A 21,793-nucleotide genomic window follows, 5' to 3' on the forward strand; every position below is an offset into this window, starting at 1 on the left:
GTCGTGTTGTCGGTGCCGCGGGAGTGGGATGCGGAGGGCACGGTCCTTGTCACGGGTGGCACGGGCGCACTGGGCGCACTCACCGCCCGCCACCTCGCCGCACGGGGCAGCCGTCGACTCCTCCTGCTGAGCCGCAGCGGCCCCGGCGCCCCCGGCGCCGCCGAGCTTGTGGCGGACCTGCGAGCGGCCGGAGCCGACGCCGAGATCGTGGCCTGCGACATCACCGACCCCGCGGCCCTGGCCGACGCGGTGCGTGGCCGGCAGATCTCCTCCGTGTTCCATGTCGCGGGCGTCCTGGACGACGGCGTGGCCACCGCCCTCACCCCCGACCGCGTCGCCCCCGTCCTCGCGGCCAAGGTCGCCGCGGCCCGTCATCTGCACGAACTGCTCCCCGATGCCGAGGAGTTCGTCCTCTACTCGTCCGTGTCCGCGGCGCTGGGCACTCCCGGGCAGGGCAACTACGCGGCGGCCAACGCCTACCTGGACGCGCTCGCCCGCCACCGGCACGTCCGCGGCCTGCCCGCGCTCTCCCTCGCCTGGGGGCCGTGGGACGTGGGCGCCGGCATGACCGGCACCCTCACCGACGGCGACCGGGAACGAGCCGCTCGCTCCGGTCTCCCGGTGACCACCGCCGAGGACGGGACGGCCCTCCTCGACGCGGCGCTGTCCGGGGCCGACCCCGCCGTGCTGCCGGGCGCCGTGGACATCGCCGCGTTCACCGGCCGGCCGGAGGTGCCGCACCTGCTGCGCGGCCTGGTGCGGGGTCCACGGCGTACCGCGGCCTCCCCGGCAGGGGAGACCGGCTTCGCCGACCGGCTGCGCGCCCTGCCGGCGGACGAACGCGCACGGGTGGTCCTGGAGCGGGTGCGGGCAGAGGCAGCCGCCGTGCTCGGGTTCGCCACGGCGGAGGCCGTGGAGCGGGACCGCCCCTTCAAGGAGCTCGGTTTCGACTCGCTCACCGCGGTGGAACTGCGCAACCGGCTCGGTGCGGTCACCGGCGTCCGGCTGCCCGCCACCCTGGTCTTCGACCACCCCACCCCCGAGGCGCTCGCCGAGCGGCTCGGCACCGAACTGGTGCCACCCGCGCCGGGGGCGGCAGACGCGCTGATGGCCGGTCTCGACGAGCTGGAGGCATCGCCCCACGAGCTGTCCGCGGGCGACCGGTCCCGGCTGCGGGTCCGGCTGAGCGCCCTCCTCGCGCGGTGGTCGGACGATCGGGCCGGGCAGGACCCGGACGACGACGAGGGCCAGGACGCCGACCTGCGGGACGCCACCGAGGAGGACATCTTCGCCCTCATCGACAACGAACTGGAGAGCCCGTGAAGCCCCGTGAAGCTCCGGCGAAGAGATCGCACTCGTGAACGAAACAACACCCCTACAGGGGCGCGTTCCCATGATTAGGGGGTGTTGACGACGGACCGGTGCGGGGACCATCGGAGGAGCCGGCCGAGCTGAGCCCCCTCAGCACCCCCCACTCGGTACGCGCGCGGACGCAGACCGCCGTATTCCGGCCTGTCTGGTGAGCGAACTCGCGAGCACGACAGGAACGTTGGCAGGATGGCCAGCAGGACCGAGAGGCCCGCACTCCGCTGGGCCGCCCTGTGTCTCACGTAGAAGGAACGCGGTGGACGACGTAACTCAGCACACGACCATGACGGACACGACCGGAAGGGACTCCGGGAGAGAAGAACCCGCGTTCCGCCTCGAGGGCCTGCACAAGGTCTTCGGGGACTACACGGCGGCGGATCACGTGGATCTCACCGTGCGGCCCGGCTCCTTCTACGGACTCGTCGGACCGAACGGCGCCGGCAAGACCACCACCCTCTCGATGGCCGTCGGCCTCCTCAGGCCCGACGCGGGCACGGCCAAGGTCCACGGCGTCGACATCTGGGGGGAGCCGCTGAAGGCGCGCCGCCTGCTGGGTGTCCTGCCCGACGGGCTGGCCATGCCCGAGCGGCTCACCGGCCGGGAACTGCTCACCTACCTCGGCCAGTTGCACGGCCTCGACGCCGACGAGGTGGACCGCCGCGCCGACGAGCTGCTCGCCGTCATGGAGCTCGACGGTTCCGCCGAGCGCACCCTGGTGGTCGACTACTCCACCGGTATGCGCAAGAAGGTCGGCCTGGCCACGGCCCTGCTGCACGCCCCCAAGATGCTGGTGCTCGACGAGCCCTTCGAGGCGGTCGACCCGGTCTCCGCCGCCACCATCAAGCAGATCCTGCGGCGGTTCGTCGACGGCGGCGGTTCGGTACTGATCTCCAGCCACGTCATGGCACTCGTCGAACAGCTCTGCGACACCGTCGGCGTGATGGCCCGGGGCCGTGTCGTCGCCGAGGGGCCGCTGGACGACGTGCGCGGCAGCCGCTCGCTGGAGGAGACCTTCGTCGACCTGGTCGGCGTGACGATCGGCGGCGGGGAGGGACTGTCGTGGTTGGCGTCCTGATCCAGATGAAGCTGGCCGTGCTGCGCCACAGCACGTCCGATTCCAAGATGGCCCTGAGCGGCCTCGGCTGGGCCGCCGGGATCTGCCTCGCCGTCACCACCGTCATCCTGGCGTTCCTCGACTTCTCCCAGCCGCGGATGCTGATGGACGTGCTCGCGGTCACCTTCGCGCTGTGGGCGCTGGGCTGGATCGTCGGCCCGATCTTCGCGGGCGAACCCGCCCTCAACGGCGAGCACTTCCACCGCCAGCCGATTCCGCGCCGCACCCTGACCACGGGGCTGCTCGCCGCCGCGCTGGTCGGCGTCACCACGGCGATCACCGTGCTGGCGTTCGGCGCGACGACGGCCTTCGCGGCCCGGTTGAGCTGGCAGGCCGTCGTGGTGTCGGTCCCCGCCGTGGTGCTGCTCCTGCTGCTCGTGGTGATGCTGTCCCGGGTGGTCACCCTGCTGTTCCGCGCCCTGGCCCGATCCCGTATCGGCGGCGCCATCACCGCGACCGTCACCGCCGCGATCGTCTCGCTGTGCTCGTTCTCCTGGGTACTGATGATCGGGATCTACCTCCTGCTGGAGTACGGCTTCCCGCCCACCTTCTCCACCGTGGTGCGGGCACTGCCCTCCAGCTGGGGACTGCTCGCCGTCGAGGCGGCGGGCCGCGGCGACTGGCTGTGGACGTTCGGGCCGCTGCTCGCGCTCGCCGTGCTGGTGGCGGCGCTGTTCGCCGCGTGGAGCGCGCTCCTCGGACCGCAGCGGCTGGCCCGCCCGGTCGTCCGGGGCTCCTCCGCACGCGAGGCCGTACGGCGTCCCCGGTTGTTCCGCGGCGACGTGGGGATGATCTGCCTCAAGGAGCTACGCACCTGGTGGCGCGACCCGATGCGCACACAGAGCATCGTGCTCGGCCCGGCCTTCGCGGTCATCACGGCACTGTTCCCGCTGATTTTCGACTTCACCGCCGCGTTCCCGTTCGTCGGCGCAGCCGGCGCGCTGATGGCCGCGGCGACCTGTGCCAACCTCTACGGCCAGGACGGCACCGCGCTCTGGCTGACCCTCACGGTGCCAGGGAAGGAGAAGGCCGACGTCCGCGCACGCCAGCTCGCCTGGCTGATCGTCTTCGGCCCGCTCACGCTGCTGCTGACGCTCGCCGGATCGCTCGTGCACGGTGACCCCGCCCTGGTTCCGTGGGCGCTCGCGGGCAACCTCGCCGCGCTCGGCGGCGGTTCCGGCCTGCTGATCTGGGCCTCCGTCGCGGTCCTGGTCCCCGGCCCGGACCCGCACAAGAGCAAGAACTCGCCGATGGACCACGGCGATGTCACCGGCCAGTCGTTCCTGATGTTCTTCCTGGTCGCGCTGGCCATGTGCCCCGCGCTGGGGGTCGCCTGGGCGGGCCACGCGCTGGAGCAGCCCGCACTGCTGTGGGCGAGCCTCCCGGTCGCCCTGCTCACGGGTGTCCTCAGCCATGTGCTGCTCGGCTCGGTGGCGGCGAGGAAGCTCCGGGACCAGGGCCCGGAACTGCTGCACCTGATGCGCTCGGGTGCCCCGTCGTCGACGGCCACCAGCGAGGAGGAGGCCGGCAAGTCCCCCTTCGAGACGATGTCCGCCGCACGCCAGACCCTCCTGTGGACGGCCATGGCCGTCGGCATCGTCGGCCTGCTCCCGCAGGGCCTCGTGCCGCTGGGGATCAAACTCAGCGGCTCCCCGGACAAGGTCTGGTTCCTCGCGCTGCACGTCTCCGACCCGTGGCAGTGGCCGGTGATCGCCGCCATGGTCCTGATCGGCGTCACGGGCTTCTGGGCCGCCTACTGGCTCTACCGCGCCGAGAAGAACCGTATCCAGGCGGTCGCCGCGTGAGCAGCGCCCCCCGGCCCGCGCACCTCTGAGCCGGCCGCGCCGCCGCCCCCTGGCCAGGTGGTTTAGGGGCGGCGGCGCGGAGGCTAGGGGTTGGCCGCCCGTCGGGCCCTGGCTAGCGTCCGGAGTGCTTCAGTCGAGGAAGCAGCCGGACCACACGGCTGGCGCGCACGCGCCCGCCCCGGCCGTCGGCCGGAAGACTCGGTTCCGGTGAAACTCGCGACGTCGAGTGATTCGGGGCATTCATGTCGTATACGTACACCGGTGGTTCCGAGGCCGTGGCGATCATCGGGTACGCGTGCAGGCTGCCCGGCGCACCCGGACCGGCACCGCTGTGGGACCTGCTCGCCGCGGGCGCCGACGCGATCACCGAGACCCCCGCCGACCGCGCTCGCGTGCCCGGCGTCCCGCGCGGCGGATTCATCGAGCACGTCGCCGACTTCGATGCCGCCTTCTTCGGCATCTCCCCGCGCGAGGCCGCCGCCACCGACCCCCAGCAGCGCCTCGCCCTCGAACTCGCCTGGGAGGCGCTGGAGGACGCCCGGCACATCCCCGCCGGCCTGAGCGGCAGCCGCACCGGAGTCTTCCTCGGCGCGATCTGGGACGACTACGCCACCCTTCTGCACCGCGAGGGCGACACCGGCATCGACCGGTACTCGATGCCCGGTCTGCAGCGCGGTGTCATCGCCAACCGCGTGTCCTACACGCTCGGCGTGCACGGCCCCAGCCTCACCGTGGACGCCGGCCAGTCCTCCTCCCTTGTCTCCGTCCACCTCGCCTGCGAGAGCCTGGCGCGCGGCGAGTCCGACCTCGCCCTCGCCGGCGGTGTCAGCCTGATCCTGGCCCCCGACAGCACCGTCGCCGCGCTGCGCTTCGGCGGACTCTCCCCGGACGGCCGCTGCTTCACCTTCGACGAGCGCGCCAACGGTTTCGTACGCGGAGAAGGCGGCGCCGTCGTCGTCCTCAAGCCGCTGGCCCGGGCCCTCGCCGACGGCGACCGCATCCACGCGGTCATCCACGGGAGTGCCGTCAACAACGACGGAGGCGGCCCCAGCCTCACCGCGCCCAGCGCCGCGGCCCAGGAAGCCGTCCTGCGCACCGCCCACGCCCGCGCGGGGATCGCCCCGGACGCGGTCGGCTACGTCGAACTGCACGGCACCGGTACCCCGGTCGGCGACCCCGTCGAAGCCGCGGCCCTGGGCGCCGCACTCGGCGCCGCGCGCACCGCGCCGCTTCCCGTCGGCTCGGTGAAGACCAACATCGGACACCTGGAGGGCGCCGCCGGTATCGCGGGCCTCCTGAAGGCCGTGCTCGCGGTCGAGCGGGGCGTCGTGCCGCCGAGTCTCAACTTCCGGTCCGCACCGGTCGGCATCCCCCTGGAGCGGCTGAACCTGCGGGTGCAGACCGAGACCGGCGCCCTGGGCGGCGAGGGCTTCGCCGGAGTCAGTTCGTTCGGCATGGGCGGCACCAACTGCCACCTCGTGCTGGGCCCGGCGCCCACCCCGACGGCCCGTCCGGCCGCCGCCTCCGGGGCGCCGGCAGCCGCTTCCGCGGCTCCGGCCGCGGCGCTGCCCATGCCGGTAGCCGACGGGAACGTGCTGCCCACGCCCGTCGTGGTCTCCGGCCACACCGCGCAGGCGCTGCGCGCCCAGGCCGCCCGGCTGCGGGACGCGGTGGAGGAAGCGGACCTGGCCGTGGCGGACGTGGCGCACTCGCTGGCCACCACCCGCACGCGCTTCGCCCGGACCGCCGTGCTCCTGGCCGAGGACCGCGAGCAGCTGCTCGCACAGCTCGGCGCGGTGGCCGCCGGACTTCCGGCGCCGGGCGTCAGCGAGGCCACCGCGCGCACCGGACGGCTCGCCATGCTCTTCTCCGGGCAGGGCCCCCAATGGCCCGCCATGGCCGCCGGACTCCTCGACGTCGACGAGGTGTTCACCCGTACCATCCACGCCTGCGAGGAGGCGCTCGCCCCGCACACGGACTTCTCACTGACGGACGTCCTGCGCGGCGTCGAGGGCGCGCCCACGCTGGAGCGGGTCGACGTGGTGCAGCCCGCGCTCTTCGCCGTGATGGTGGCCCTGGCCGAGACCTGGCGGTCGCTGGGCGTCCAGCCCGACGCCGTCGCCGGACACTCCCAGGGTGAGATCGCCGCGGCCTGCGTGGCGGGCGCGCTGTCGCTGGAGGACGCCGCCGCGGTGGTCGCGCTGCGCAGCCGCGCCCTGCGCGCCCTGGCCGGTCAAGGCGGAATGCTGTCCGTGCAGGCCGGGGCGGCCCAGGTCCGCCCGTGGCTGGACGAGGACCCCGCGCTCTCGCTCGCCGCCGACAACGGGCCGGCCGCGATCGTGGTGTCGGGCCCGGACGGCGCCCTCGACGGCTTCGCGGCACGGTGCGCGTCGCACGGTGTCGGGACCAAGCGGATACCGGTGGACTACGCCTCGCACTCGGCGCACGTCGAACGGATCCACGACGAGCTGATGACGGCACTGGCCGGCATCCGGCCCCGCACGTCCGAGGTGCCGTTCCTGTCCACCGTCACCGGGGAGTGGACCGACACGGCCGGCCTGGACGCCGCCTACTGGTACCGGAACCTGCGCTCCACCGTCGAGTTCTCCGCCGCCGTCCGGCGACTGGCCGAGGAGGACTTCCGCTTCCTCGTCGAGGTCACCCCGCACCCGGTCCTGGTGCCCGCCGTCCGCGACACCCTGGCCGAACTGGACGTACCCGGCACCGCGGTCGTCGGCTCGCTGCGGCGCGGAGAGGGGCACCTGACCCGACTGCTCGGATCGGCCGCCGAACTGCTCGCCCACGGCCGCGACGTCCGCCTGCCCGCCCCACCCGGCGAGGTCGTGGACCTGCCCACCTACGCCTTCCAGCGCGAACGCCACTGGCGGCCGGGCACGGCCGCCGCGCAGTGGAGCGGCTCCGGCGAACCCGCTCGGACCACCGCGGCGCCGGACACCGCCGGCCCGGAGACCGCCACCGACCGGGACGACCCCCTGCGCCGGCAACTGCGCGCCGCCTCGCCGCAGTCCGCCCGCGGCACCGTGCTGGAACTGGTCCGGTCCCACGCCGCCGTGGTCGGCGGGTTCAGCGCGGCCGCGGACGTGGACCCGGAACTGACCTTCAAGGCCCTGGGACTCGCCTCCCTGACCCTGGTCGAACTGCGGGACCGGCTCGCCGCCGCCACAGGTCTCACCCTGCCGCCCACCTACCTCTTCGACCGTCCGACCCCGGCCGCGGTCGCCCGTCACCTGTGCGACGCGCTGCGCGGCGAGGACACCGACGCCCTGCCGCACGGCACGGCCCCCGCGGAACACGCGGTCCCCGGCGAACCCGTCGCCATCGTCGCCATGGCCTGCCGCTTCCCCGGCGGCATCGACTCGCCCGCGGCGCTGTGGGACGTACTGAGCGAGGGCCGCGAAGTACTCGGCGACCTCCCCTCGGACCGAGGCTGGCAGCCGTCCCTGGACGCCCTGGACACCGAACTTCCCTCCTCCGGCGGTTTCCTGGACGACATCGCGGGCTTCGACGCCGAACTCTTCGGCATCTCACCGCGCGAAGCCCTGGCGATGGACCCCCAGCAGCGCCTTCTCCTGGAGACCTCCTGGGAGGCCCTGGAACGGCTCGGCACCGACCCGGCCGCCCTGCGCGGCAGCCGCACCGGCGTCTTCATCGGCGCCACCGCGCAGGACTACGGCCCCCGGATGCACGAGCCCGCCGAGGGCTCCGAGGGCTACCTGCTGACCGGCTCGACCGCGAGCGTCGCCTCCGGCCGCATCGCCTACACCTTCGGGTTCGACGGCCCGGCGGTGACCGTCGACACGGCCTGTTCGTCGTCACTGGTGGCGTTGCACCTGGCCGCGCAGGCGCTGCGCGCGGGGGAGTGCTCCACGGCTCTCGCGGGCGGCGTCACCCTGATGGCCACGCCCGGCGTTCTCGCCGAGTTCGCGCGGCAGGGCGGGCTCTCGCCCGACGGCCGATGCAAGGCGTTCGGCGCGGAGGCCGACGGCACCGGCTGGTCCGAAGGCGCGGGCATGCTGGTCCTGCGCCGCCTGTCCGACGCGCTGGCCGACGGGCAGCGCGTCCTGGCCGTGGTACGGGGCTCCGCCGTCAACTCCGACGGCGCGTCCAACGGTCTGACCGCCCCCAACGGTCTGGCGCAGCAGCGCGTCATCCGGGCGGCGCTGACGTCCGCGGGCCTGGAACCGTCGGACGTGGACGTGGTCGAGGCGCACGGGACGGGGACCCGGCTCGGCGACCCGATCGAGGCGCAGGCCCTGCTGGCGACGTACGGGCAGGATCGCGACGAACCCCTGTACCTGGGGTCGGTGAAGTCGAACATCGGGCACACCCAGGCCGCGGCCGGTGTGGCCGGCGTCATCAAGGCGGTCATGGCGCTGCGGCACGGTGTGCTGCCCCGCACCCTGCACGCCGACGAGCCGTCGCCGCACGTCGACTGGAAGTCGGGCGCGGTGCGGCTGCTCACGGAGAACGTCACCCTGCCCCCCACGGACCGGCCGTACCGGGTCGCCGTGTCGTCGTTCGGCATCAGCGGCACCAACGCCCACGCGGTCATCGAGGCGGCACCCGAACCGGCCACCCGGGAAGACGAGGGACCGACACCCGGCCCGGCGCTTCCCGTGCTCCTCTCCGGGCGCGGCGATGCCGCGCTGCGCGCCCAGGCAGCCCGGCTGCGGGCCTTCCTGGCCGCCGAACCGTCCGTACCGGTGGCCGCGATCGCGCGGTCGTCGGCCACGACCCGCTTCCCCCTGGACCGCCGCGCGGCCGTGTTCGCCGCCGACCGCGAGGAACTGGCGGCCCGCCTCGGCGCGCTGGCGGAGGGCCACGACGCCGCGGGCGTGCTCCGCGCAGTCGCGTCGTCCGGGCGTACGGGCTTCCTGTTCTCGGGTCAGGGTGCGCAGCGGGTCGGGATGGGGCGTGAGCTGTACGAGGCGTTCCCGGTGTTCGCGGACGCGTTCGACGCGGTGTGTGCCCGGGTGGATCTCGAACGGCCACTGCGTGATGTCGTGTTCGAGGACGGCGAGGCGCTGGATCGCACCGTCTATGCGCAGCCTGCCCTGTTCGCGGTCGAGGTGGCGTTGTTCCGCTTGGTGGAGTCCTGGAGTGTCACCCCGGACGTGCTCGTGGGGCATTCGATCGGTGAGCTGGCTGCCGCGCATGTGGCGGGGGTGCTGTCGCTGGACGACGCGTGCCGTCTGGTGTCGGCGCGTGGTCGGTTGATGGACGCGCTGCCGTCGGGTGGCGCGATGCTGGCTGTCGAGGCGGCCGAGGACGGGCTCGAGCTGCCCGAGGGCGTGGATCTGGCGGCCGTCAACGGGCCCGCCTCGGTGACGGTCTCCGGTGACGCGGACGCGATCGATGCGCTGGAGGAGCGGCTGCGTTCCGAGGGCGTACGGGTGAAGCGTCTGAGCGTCTCCCATGCGTTCCATTCGCACCTGATGGAGCCGATGCTCGACGAGTTCGCGGCGGTCGCGAAGTCGTTGACGTACCACTCCCCGACGATCCCGGTCGTCACCACCGCACCGGGGGACCTGGCGACTCCGGACTACTGGGTCGGTCAGATCCGTGAGCCCGTCCGGTTCGCCGACGCGGTCGCCTCCCTCACCGACACCCGGACCTTCCTCGAACTCGGCCCGGACGCCACCCTCTCGGCCCTCGTCCCGCACATCGTCGAGGACGCCACCGCCGTGCCGCTGCTGCGCCGCGACCAGGGCGATGTCGGCTCCGCGCTCACCGCCGCTGCCGCGCTGTGGACCCGGGGCGTGGCGCCGGACTGGGCAGCCGTCGCCGGTCCGGGCGGCCACCACCCCGTGGAGCTGCCCTCCTACGCCTTCCAGCGCACCCGCTACTGGACGTCCCAGGCGCTCTCCACCACGGCACTGGCCGTCGCCGGTCTGGGCGTCGCAGGCCACCCGTTGCTGGGGGCCGTAGTGCCGCTCGCGGGCGACGGCGGTCAGGTCTGGACCGGTGTCATCGGCCTCGCCACCCACCCCTGGCTGGCCGACCACGTCATCCACGGCCGGATCGTGCTGCCCGGCACCGCCCTCGTCGATCTCGCCCTGCACGCGGGAAGCCGGACCGGACTGACCGGACTCGCCGAGCTGATCGTGAGCGAGCCCCTCGTGCTGCCCGAGCACGGTGGCACCCATCTCCAGATGACGGTGACCGGGCAGACCGTCGAGATCCACAGCCGCCCCCACGGCGACACCGGAGCACCCTGGACCACCCACGCCGTCGGCACCCTGGAGCCCGTCCGCCCGCCCCAGGCGGACCTCGGACCCGGCGACACCTGGCCACCCACGGGCGCGGCCACCTCACCGGAGTACGACACACTCGCGGCGCACGGACTCTCCTACGGCCCCGCCTTCCGGGGCCTGCGCGCAGCCTGGCGCGACGGCGACACCGTGCACGCGCAGGTCGAGCTGCCCGAAGGGCCGCAGGCCGCACTGTACGACGCCGCGCTGCACGCGCTCGGTGCCGCCGGCCTGCTCCGCGAGGACGGCACCGCCCTGCTGCCGTTCGCCTGGTCCGGTGTAACCCGGCACGCCGACGGTGCCACCGCCCTGCGCGTCACGCTGACCCGGCGCGGTCCCGACGAGTACGCGGTCCGCCTCACCGACCCGGCGGGCGCGCCCGTGCTGACGGCGCGATCGCTCGCCTTCCGGCCCGTGACCGCCGACCGGTTGGCCGCCGCGTCCACGGGTGTGCTCTACGGCGTCGAATGGACTCCCGCCGGTGACGGCGAGCGCGAAGCGGCGCTCGCGGCCGTGCCCGTGGGCACCACCGAGCTGCTCGACACGGTCACCGCGGTGACCGGGCTTCGCGGCCTTGACACCCTCACGGAGACGGAGGACGTGCCCGGCACCGTGCTCGCCTGTGTGGGGGCCGGCCCAGAGCCGTTCGAGGCCGGAGCCGCCCTCGCGCGGCGCACGCACGACACGGTCACCGCCGTCCTCGACCTGCTCCGCGACTGGGCGCACGACGAGCGTCGCGCCGACAGCCGGCTGGTCGTCGTCACACGGAACGCCGTCGCCACGAGCGACGGCGAGACGGTCGACCCGGCCGCCGCCGCGGTCTGGGGCCTGGTGCGATCCGCGCAGACCGAACACCCCGGCCGATTCGGCCTGATGGACCTGGACGGTACGGACGCGTCTGTCTCCGCGCTTGCCGAGGGCCTGCCCGGCGACACCCCCCAGACCGCCTTCCGCTCCGGCACCCCGCTGACCCCGCGCGCGACCCGGCTGAGGGGCGGCACCACCCCGCCGTGGGGCCCGCACGACACCGTCCTGATCACCGGCGGCACCGGGGCGCTCGGCGCCCGCGTCGCCCGACACCTGACCGCCGCACACGGGGTCACGGGCCTGGTCCTGCTCAGCCGGCGCGGCCCCGAGGCGCCGGGCGCCACCGAGCTGGCCGCCGAACTGACCGCCCAGGGCGTCATCGTGGCGGTCGTCGCCGGTGACGCCGCCGACCGGCGCGACCTCGACCGGGTGCTCGCCGACCACCCCGTCACCTCCGTCGTCCACACCGCAGGCGTCCTCGACGACGGCCTGCTCACCTCGCTCACCCCCGAACGCGTCGCCGCGGTGCTGCGCCCCAAGGCCGAGGCGGCGGCACTCCTCGACGAGGCGACCCGCGATCTCGGCCTGACCTCCTTCGTGCTGTTCTCGTCCGTGGCCGCATCCTTCGGCACCGCCGGCCAGGCGTCCTACGCCGCGGCCAACGCCTTCCTCGACGGTCTCGCCGCCCGACGCCGTGCCGAGGGCCTGCCCGCCGTAGCCGTGGGCTGGGGGCTGTGGGGCGGGGCCGGGGGCATGGCCGACGGCCTCGGGACGGCGGACCGCGCACGCTTCGCCGCGCTGGGCGGCGCACTCGACCCGGACCAGGGCGTACGGCTCCTCGACGCGGCCGTGACCGCCGGGCCCGCGCACATCCTGGCCATGGCCGCCGAGCCCGCCCCCGAAGGCTCCGTGTCGCCGCTGCTGCGGCATCTGGCGCGCCCCGTGCTCCGCTCGGCGTCCGCGGCCGGCCCGGCCGCGGACGCCGACGGCCTCGCCGCGCTGCCGGAGCCCGAGCGGACGCGCGCCGTCGAGGAGTTGGTACGGAGGACGGTCGCGGCCGTGCTGGGGCACTCCTCCGGTGCGCGCGTGGACGCCGACCGGACCTTCAAGGACCTCGGGTTCGACTCCCTCACCGGCGTCGAGCTGCGCAACCGGCTGGCCGCCGCCACCGGGCTGAGGCTGGCCGCCACCCTCGTCTTCTCCCACCCCAGCCCCGCCGCGCTCACGGCCCACCTCCGCGAGGAGCTGAGCGGAGCCGCGGCCGTCACCACTACGCCGCGCCCCCGGCCCGCCGCCGCGACGGACGAGCCGATCGCCATCGTCGCGATGAGCTGCCGCTACCCGGGCGGTGTGGACAGCCCCGAAGAACTCTGGCGCATGGTCCGGGAGGGACGCGACGGCATCACCGCCTTCCCCACCGACCGTGGCTGGGACCTCGCACGCCTCCACGACCCCGACCCGTCCCGCCCCGGCACCACCTATGCGCGGCACGGCGGCTTCCTGCACGACGCCGCCGCCTTCGACGCCGGGCTCTTCGGCGTCTCGCCGCGTGAGGCGCTGGCGATGGACCCGCAGCAGCGGCTGATGCTGGAGCTGTCCTGGGAGACCTTCGAGCGGGCCGGCATCGACCCGGCCGGTCTGCGCGGCAGCGACACCGGCGTCTTCGCCGGCGTCATGTACCACGACTACGCGGCTGCCGCCGAGATCCTCCCCGAGACCGAGGGCTACCGGGCCACCGGTGGCGCGGGCAGCGTGGTGTCCGGCCGGATCGCGTACACGTACGGGCTCGAGGGCCCGGCGGTCACCGTGGACACGGCGTGCTCGTCGTCCCTTGTCGCCCTGCACCTGGCCGCCCGGTCGCTTCGGGCGGGCGAGTGCTCGATGGCCCTCGTCGGGGGCGTCACCGTGATGTCCACGCCCAGCGTCTTCGTGGACTTCAGCAAGCAGCGGGGGCTCGCGCCCGACGGTCGCTGCAAGTCGTTCTCGGCGGACGCGGACGGCACCGGCTGGTCCGAGGGCGCCGGTGTGCTGCTCGTGGAACGGCTGTCCGACGCCCGGCGCAACGGGCACCAGGTGCTGGCCGTGGTGCGCGGCTCGGCGGTCAACCAGGACGGCGCGTCCAACGGCCTCACCGCGCCCCACGGTCCCTCCCAGGAGCGCGTCATCAAGGCGGCGCTCGCCGACGCGGGCCTGACCCCCGGCGACGTGGACATGGTGGAGGCGCACGGCACGGGCACCAAGCTCGGCGACCCGGTCGAGGCGGAGGCGCTGCTGGCGACCTACGGACGCGACCGCGACCCCGAACAGCCACTGTGGCTGGGGTCGTTGAAGTCCAACATCGGGCACACCCAGGCGGCGGCAGGAGTCGGCGGCATCATCAAGACGGTGATGGCGCTGCGGCACGGCGTGCTGCCCCGCACCCTGCACGCGGGCGCGCCCTCGCCGCACGTGGACTGGTCGGCCGGTGCCGTGGAGCTGCTCGCCGAAGAGCGGCCCTGGCCGACGACCGGGCGGCCCCGGCGCGCGGCGGTCTCGTCGTTCGGGATCAGCGGCACCAACGCGCACACCATGATCGAACAGGCACCGGACGAGCCCGTCGTCGACCACCCACTGCCCCAGGTGCCGGACACGCTCGTGCCCTGGGTGCTCAGCGGGGCCTCGCCGGAGGGCCTGCGCGCCCAGGCGGCCCGGCTGCGCGCCACGGCCGCCGCCGAGAAGCCGGCCGATGTCGGGCTCTCGCTGGTGACCCGGCGTACTGCGCTGGAGCACCGGGCGGTCGTCCTGGGAACGGGACGCGAGGAACTCCTGCGTGAACTCGATGCGCTCGCGGTGGGGCGCGGCAACGCGCCGAGCGGAGGCGCGTCGTCCGGGCGTACGGGCTTCCTGTTCTCGGGTCAGGGTGCGCAGCGGGTCGGGATGGGGCGTGAGCTGTACGAGGCGTTCCCCTTGTTCGCGGAGGCGTTCGATGCGGTGTGTGCGCGAGTCGACCTCGAACGGCCGTTGCGTGAGGTGGTGTTCGGGGAGGACGCGGAGCTTCTGTCCCGGACGGTCTATGCGCAGGCGGGGCTTTTCGCGGTCGAGGTGGCGTTGTTCCGCTTGGTGGAGTCCTGGGGTGTGACCCCGGACGTGCTGGTGGGTCACTCGGTCGGTGAGCTTGCTGCCGCGCATGTGGCGGGGGTGCTGTCTCTGGACGACGCGTGCCGTCTGGTGTCGGCGCGTGGTCGGTTGATGAATGCGCTGCCGTCGGGCGGTGCGATGCTGGCTGTCGAGGCGGCCGAGGACGGGCTCGAGCTGCCCGAGGGCGTGGATCTGGCGGCCGTCAACGGGCCCGCCTCGGTGACGGTTTCCGGTGACGCGGATGCGATCGATGCGCTGGGGGAGCGGCTGCGTTCCGAGGGCGTACGGGTGAAGCGTCTGAGCGTCTCCCATGCGTTCCATTCGCACCTGATGGAGCCGATGCTCGACGAGTTCGCGGCGGTCGCGAAGTCGTTGACGTACCACTCCCCGACGATCCCGGTCGTGACCACGGCGCCGGGGGACCTGGCGACTCCGGAGTACTGGGTCGGTCAGATCCGTGAGCCCGTCCGGTTCGCCGACGCGGTCGCCTTCCTCACCGACATCCGGACCTTCCTCGAACTCGGCCCGGACGCCACCCTCTCGGCCCTCGTCCCGCACGTCGTCGAGGACGCCACCGCCGTCCCCGCCCTGCGCTCCGGTCAGGGCGAGCACGCCACGCTGCTGCGAGCCGTCGCCGCGCTGTACGTACACGGCACCGACGTCGCCTGGGGGACGTACTTCGCGCCGCTCGGGGGCCGTCCCGTCGAGCTGCCGACGTACGCCTTCCAGCGCGAGCGCTACTGGCCCGACGCAGTGTCCGACGCCGGCATCACGGCCGGTCGCGACCAGGCCGAGGCCGGCTTCTGGACGGCCGTCGCCGGGCGGGACGTCGAGCGGCTCGCCGACACGCTGGGTCTGCCCGACGACGACGCCCGGCGCGGCCTGGCCGGACTGATGCCGCACCTCTCGTCCTGGCACGATCGCCGGCGCACCGAGGCGACTGTCGCTTCCTGGTACCACCGGACCGTGTGGCGGCCCGTCGCCGCAGCGCCCGCCGTACTCGACGGCGTCTGGCTCGTCGTCGGCACGGACAGCACGGACGGCCCGCAGAGCACGGACAGCACGCAGAGCACGCACACCACGGACAGCACGGGCGCGCAGATCGCCGACGCGCTGCGGCGTGGCGGAGCCACCGTCCTCGGCCTGCCGCACCCCGGCGACGACCGGTCCGCTCTCGCCGAGCGGCTGCGCTCGTACGGAGAACTGGCGGGCGTCGTCTCGCTGCTGGGAACGGACACGAGGGCCGTGCACGAGGGCGCCGCGCTCAGCCGCGGGCTCGCCGCCACGCTCCTGCTCACCCAGGCCTGCGCCGACGTCGACGTCCCGCTGTGGGCCCTCACCCGGGGTGCGGTCTCGACCGGCCGAGCCGACGGGCCGCCCGACCCCGCCCAGGCCCAGATCTGGGGCTTCGGCCGGGTCGCCGCGCTTGAACTGCCCCACGTCTGGGGCGGGTTGCTCGATCTGCCCGAGACCCTGGACGTCCGCGCCGGGAACCGGCTGTGCGCCGTACTCGCCACCGGGAGGACGCGCGACGGAGACGGCGACGTGGAGGACCAGGTCGCGGTCCGGGCCGACGGCGTCTACGCGCGCCGTCTCGTCGCCGCCGCGCCGCCGGCGCTCGCCGTGGTCCCCGGGCCCCGTACCGATGGCACCGTGCTGGTCACCGGCGGCACCGGCGCGCTCGGCGCTCAGGTGGCCCGTCTGCTCGCCGCACGGGGCCACACCCGGCTGCTGCTCGTCGGCAGGCGCGGACCCGACGCGCCCGGCGCCGCCGAGCTGGTCGCCGAACTGGCGGCCGCGGGCACCACCGCCACGGCCGTGGCGTGCGACATCGCCGACCGTGACGCGCTCGCCGCACTGCTCGCCGGCGTACCGGAGCAGCACCCGCTCACCGGCGTCGTCCACGCCGCCGGAGTGCTCGACGACGGTGTGCTCGACGGCCTGACCCCGGACCGCTTCGAGCAGGTCCTACGGTCCAAGACGCTGGCAGCCGAGAACCTCGACGCCCTCTCGCGTGACCTCCCGCTCGACGCGTTCGTCCTCTTCTCGTCCTTCACCGGCGCCGTCGGCACGGCGGGCCAGGCCAACTACGCCGCCGCCAACGCACACCTCGACGCACTCGCCGAGCGCCGCCGTGCCCAGGGACTGCCCGCCACCTCGATCGGCTGGGGACCGTGGGCCGAGACCGGCATGGCCGAGGACGAGGCCCTCACCCAGCGGCTGCGCCGCTCCGGTCTCACCCCCCTGTCCCCGGACCTCGCCGTCACCGTCCTGGGCCGGTCGCTCGACGGTACGGAGGCGGCCGGCGACGGCGCGGCCGTCGTCGTCGCGGACGTCGACTGGGAGCGGTTCGCGGCCGGGTTCACCGCGGCGCGACCGAGCCGCCTGCTCCGCGAACTCGTCCCCGCCGGCCCGCCGGACGGCGCCGAGGACCCGAACGGAGCCACCGGTCTTGCCGCACGCCTCGCCGCCGCCGGTGAGGGCGAGCGGCGCCGGATCACCGAGGACCTGGTGCGCACCCTGGCCGCCTTCGTGCTCGGCCACGGTACGGCGGCCACCGTCGCGCCCGACAAGGCGTTCCGTGACCTGGGCTTCGATTCGCTCACCGCCGTCGAACTGCGCAACGCCCTGCGGGCCGCCACCGGGCTCCCGCTCCCGGCGGGCCTGATCTTCGACCACCCGACACCGGCCGCCCTCGCCGCCCGGCTGCGCGCCGAACTGACGGGCGCCGCCGAGGCCGCCGCCCCGGCCGCCTCCCCCGTTCCCTCCGCGTCCGCCTCGGCCGACGACCCGATCGCCATTGTCGCGATGGGCTGCCGGTTCCCCGGCGCGGCCACCCCGGAGGAGTTCTGGGAGCTGCTGACCGAGGGACTCGACCTGGTGGGGGACATCCCCGCCGACCGTGGGTGGGACCTGCGCGACGCCCCCGACTTCGCCCGCCGCGGAGCCTTCCTGCCCGACGCCGCCGGCTTCGACGCGGACCTGTTCGGCGTCTCCCCGCGCGAGGCGCTCGCCATGGACCCGCAGCAGCGGCTGATGCTGGAGACCTCCTGGGAGACCTTCGAGCGGGCCGGCCTGGACCCCGCCTCCCTCAAGGGCAGGCGTATCGGCGTCTTCGCGGGCACCAACGGACAGGACTACGCCGGTCTGTTCCCGGCCGTCGGGTCGGGCCTGGAGGGTCACGTGGCCACCGGCAGCGCGGCCAGCGTGCTGTCCGGCCGGATCTCCTACACGTACGGGCTCGAGGGCCCGGCGATCACGGTGGACACGGCGTGCTCGTCGTCGCTGGTCTCCCTGCACCTGGCGGCGCAGTCGTTGAGGTCGGGGGAGTGCTCGATGGCGCTCGCCGGCGGCGTCACGGTCATGGCCGGGCCCATCGCGTTCCTCGAGTTCGCCCACCAGCGCGGCCTGGCGGCCGACGGGCGCTGCAAGGCGTTCGCCGCATCCGCCGACGGAACCGGCTGGGGTGAGGGCGTCGGCCTGGTGCTGCTGGAGCGGCTCTCGGACGCACGGGCCAACGGCCGCCGCGTGCTCGGGATACTGCGGGGCAGCGCGGTCAACCAGGACGGCGCGTCCAACGGCCTCACCGCGCCCAACGGGCCCGCGCAGCAGCGGGTGATCCGCGCCGCGCTGGCCTCGGCCCGACTGTGGCCGTCGGAGGTGGACGCGGTCGAGGCGCACGGCACGGGCACGAGGCTCGGCGACCCGATCGAGGCGGAGGCGCTGCTCGCCACGTACGGCAAGGACCGTGCGGAACCCCTCTACCTGGGCTCGGTGAAGTCCAACATCGGGCACACCCAGGCAGCGGCGGGCATCGCCGGTGTCATCAAGATGCTGCTGGCGATGCACCACGGCGTGCTGCCCCGCACGCTGCACGCCGACGAGCCGTCACCGGCCGTCGACTGGAACACGGGCAGCCTGCGTCTGCTCACCGAGACGACCCCGTGGACCCCATGGGCCGGCCGCCCGCGTCGGGCTGCCGTCTCCTCCTTCGGGATCAGCGGCACGAACGCCCACGTCGTCCTGGAGCAGGCCGACGTCGCCGCACTGTCGGCGCCCGCCCAGCACTCCGTGCTGCCCTGGGCCTTCTCTGCCCACTCCGACGCGGCACTGCGGGCCCGGGCAGAGGCGCTCAGGACGCTGTGCGACACCCCTGGTGTTCCCGCCGTCGCGGCGGGCCGGGCGCTCGCCATGACGAGCCTCGGGCAGGCACATCGCGCCGTCGTGCTCGCCGAGGACATCGCCGGCTACTCCGCCGGCCTGACGGCACTGACGGCGGACGAGCCGGCCGCCGGGACCATCCGGGGCACGGTGCGCGAGGGCCGGACCGGGTTCCTGTTCTCGGGTCAGGGCGCGCAGCGCGTGGGGATGGGGCGTGAGCTGTATGACGCCTTCCCGGTGTTCGCGGACGCGTTCGACGCAGTCTGTGCACGCGTGGACCTCGAACGGCCGCTGCGTGAGGTGGTGTTCGGAGACGGTGAGGCGCTGGACCGGACCGTCTACGCGCAGGCTGCGCTGTTCGCGGTCGAGGTGGCGTTGTTCCGGCTGGTGGAGTCCTGGGGTGTGACCCCGGACGTGCTCGTGGGGCATTCGATCGGTGAGCTTGCTGCCGCGCATGTGGCGGGGGTGCTGTCGCTGGAGGACGCGTGTGCCCTTGTCTCGGCGCGTGGCCGTTTGATGGACGCGCTGCCGTCGGGCGGCGCGATGCTGGCTGTCGAGGCTGCTGAGGACGGGCTTGAGCTGCCCGAGGGCGTGGACCTGGCGGCCGTCAACGGGCCGACCTCCCTGACCGTTTCCGGTGACGCGGACGCGATCGACGTGCTGGAGGAGCGGCTGCGCTCCGAGGGCGTACGGGTGAAGCGACTCACCGTTTCCCACGCGTTCCACTCGTACCTCATGGAGCCGATGCTCGACGAGTTCGCGACGGTCGCGAAGTCACTGACCTACCACGCTCCGAACGTCCCCGTCGTCACCACGGCGCCCGGGGACCTGGCGACCCCGGAGTACTGGGTGGGCCAGATCCGTGAGCCCGTCCGCTTCTCCGACGCGATCGCCTCCCTCGCCACCGAGCACACCCGCTACCTCGAACTCGGCCCCGACGGCACCCTGAGCGCGCTCGTCCCCGGTGCGGTACCGGTGATGCGCCGCAAGCGTCCGGAGACGGATTCCCTGTTCGCCGCCCTGGCCCGACTGTGGGTCGAGGGGACGGCGGTGGACCTGGCCGCGGCGTTCCCCGAGGCACCGCCCGTCACCCTGCCGTCCTACCCCTTCCAGCACACCCGCTTCTGGCCCCAGGCCGCCCCGGCGGCACATCGCACCGCTTCCGGTGAGGGACGGTACGAGGTGACCTGGGTGCCGGTGACCGAAGGAGCCTCCCGGCCCACCGGTGAGTGGCTCCTCGTCACGCCGCCGGGCGGGGACGACCGCGGTGACGCGGAGGCCGACGAGGTGGGCCGTGCGCTGCGAAGGGCCGGCGCCCGTGTCGTCGTCGTCCCGGGCGGCACCGACCGTGCCGACCTCGCGGCCCGGCTGCGCGCCGCGACGGAAGAGACCACGCCGGCCGGGGTGCTGGCCCTGCCGTCCGGCGCGGGCGGCCTGCCCTCCGTGGTGGCCCTCGTGCAGGCGCTCGACGACGCCGGAGTGCCGGGTCCGCTGTGGTGCGCCACGCAGGGCGCGGTGCAGGTCTCCACGGACGACCCCGGGCCCGACCCGGACCAGGCGGCCGTCTGGGGCTTCGGCAGGGTCGCCGCCCTGGAGATGCCCCGCACCTGGGGCGGGCTTGTCGACCTGCCCGCCGAGTGGGACGACCGGACCGGTGTACGGCTGGCCGCGCTGCTCGGCGCGGACGGGTCCGAGGACCAGGTCGCGATCCGTCGGACCGGTCTGCTCGGCAGGCGTCTCGTCGAGGACGCCCCCCGCCGCGGGGACCGTACGACCGACGCATGGCGGCCGACCGGCACGGTGCTGGTCACCGGCGGCACCGGCGCCCTCGGCGCGCACACCGCCCGCCGGCTCGCCCGGCAGGGCGCCCCGCATCTGCTGCTCGTCGGACGCCGGGGCCCGGACGCGCCCGGAGCCACGGAATTGACCGCCGAACTGACCGCGCTCGGCAGCCGCGTCACCATCGCCGCCTGCGACGTCGCCGACCGTGCCGCGCTCGCGGAGCTGCTCGCGGGCATACCGGAGGAACTGCCGCTGACCGGTGTCGTACACGCGGCCGGGACGGTGGACGACGGCGTGATCGGCTCACTCGGCCCCGACGGGGTCGCGGATCTGCTGCACACGCGCCTGGCTGGCGTCCGTCACCTCGACGAGCTGACGTCCGGTCACCGCCTCGACCGGTTCGTGCTGTTCACCTCCTTCGCCGGTGTCGTCGGCAACCTCGGGCAGGCCGCCTACGCCGCGTGCAACGCGGCGCTCGACGCCTTCGCCGAGCGGCGCCGCGCCGCCGGGCGTACCACCACGGCCCTCGCGTGGGGCCCGTGGGCCGGAGGGGGAGTGGGCGCAGGCGCGGCGGTGGGCGAACAGCAGCAGCGCACCGGAGTGACACCGCTGCCGCCGGACGAGGCCCTCCTGGCGTTCGACGAGGCCCTCGCCGAGGACCGGACGACGGTCTGTGTGGCCGGCATCGACTGGAGCCGCTTCGGCCCCGTGCTGGAGGCCGGGCGCGGCGGGCGGCTGCTCGACCTGCTGCCCGCCGCACCCCGGCCCGCGCCGCCCGTCGCCGACGGGCAGGGGAAGGGGGCGGACCTTGCGGAACGGCTCGCCCGGGCGCCGCAGGCGGAACAGGAGCGCATCCTGCTCGACCTGGTCGTCTCCCGGACCGCTGCCGCGCTCGGCCACCGCACCCCGGCCGCCATCGACCCGGACCGGCAGTTCCGTGACCTGGGCACCGACTCGGTGATGGCCGTCGAGCTGCGCAACATGCTCGACGCCGCCACCGGACTGTCCCTGCCCGCGACCCTGGCCTTCGACCACCCGACCCCCTCCGCTCTCGCCGAGCACCTGCGAGCACACCTCGTGGGCGGCCCGGGTCCGGCCACCGACGCGGCGGGTACGGAGAGCGCGGTCACCCGGCTGGAGAAGTTCGAGGCCGGGCTCCTCGAGACCCCGCCCGACGCCGAGGAGACGGCGGTCCTGCTCGCCAGGCTGCGCGACCTCGCCGACCGGCTCCGCACCGCGACCGCCGCACCCCCCGCCACCGCCGGCCCCAATGCCGGGGACGGCGAGATCGATCTGGAGTCGGCGAGCGCGTCCGACCTCTTCGACCTGATCCACAAAGAATTCGGCAAGTCCTGATGACACGTACG

Annotated in this window: 4 protein-coding genes; all 4 read left to right on the forward strand. The window is 74.4% G+C overall.

The genetic code is table 11. From position 1 onward, the window contains the following. Positions 1–1,323 (forward strand): beta-ketoacyl reductase (locus ACZ3OF_RS35450; RefSeq protein ID WP_467308963.1); only part of this gene is annotated, 1,323 nt, incomplete at its 5' end. Between the two features lie 301 nt (positions 1,324–1,624). Next, positions 1,625–2,443 carry an ABC transporter ATP-binding protein gene (locus ACZ3OF_RS35455; protein ID WP_361682177.1) on the forward strand — a complete coding sequence of 273 codons (819 nt, stop codon included), beginning with the start codon at positions 1,625–1,627 and terminating at the stop codon, positions 2,441–2,443. Beyond that, complete coding sequence (locus tag ACZ3OF_RS35460; RefSeq protein ID WP_467308965.1) at positions 2,428–4,287, forward strand: hypothetical protein; 1,860 nt, start codon at positions 2,428–2,430, stop codon at positions 4,285–4,287. The genes ACZ3OF_RS35455 and ACZ3OF_RS35460 overlap by 16 nt, the downstream gene beginning before the upstream one ends. Positions 4,288–4,529: 242 nt before the next feature. Then, positions 4,530–21,782 carry a type I polyketide synthase gene (locus ACZ3OF_RS35465; protein WP_467308967.1) on the forward strand — a complete coding sequence of 5,751 codons (17,253 nt, stop codon included), beginning with the start codon at positions 4,530–4,532 and terminating at the stop codon, positions 21,780–21,782. The last annotated feature ends 11 nt before the right edge of the window (positions 21,783–21,793 follow it).

Source organism: Streptomyces sp. NPDC022552 (genome assembly GCF_055561875.1).